This is a genomic window from Mesorhizobium sp. M5C.F.Ca.ET.164.01.1.1 (assembly GCF_004792125.1).
GTDB lineage: Bacteria > Pseudomonadota > Alphaproteobacteria > Rhizobiales > Rhizobiaceae > Mesorhizobium > Mesorhizobium wenxiniae.
Genome location: NZ_SRTG01000516.1, coordinates 1 through 296 on the forward strand (window position 1 = coordinate 1; position 296 = coordinate 296).

The following is a 296-nucleotide window of genomic DNA, read 5'->3' on the forward strand; positions in this document are numbered from 1 at the left end:
CGACCACCTGCGCCTGATCAAATCGCCGCGGGAACTAGAACATCTGCGCGGCGCTGCGCGGCTAGTTGAAGTGGGTCTGCGGGCCGGCATCGAGGCTATCGCGCCTGGAGTCGCGGAGCGAGAACTCGCCGAGGCTGTGTCTAGCGCATTGGTGAAGGCGGGGGCAGCGTCGCTCGGCGGTATCATCACCTCCGGCGATCGAACAAGTCTCATACATGGAGGACTTTCGGACCGGCGCCTGGAACGTGGCGATCCTGTCTACTTTGAGCAAAACGGGGTCCACAAGAATTACTGGG

At 62.2% G+C, this 296-nt stretch carries 1 protein-coding gene; it reads left to right on the forward strand.

The features are described from left to right. A partial coding sequence (locus tag EN807_RS34530; RefSeq protein WP_135938088.1) for a M24 family metallopeptidase occupies positions 1-296 on the forward strand: 296 nt, incomplete at both ends.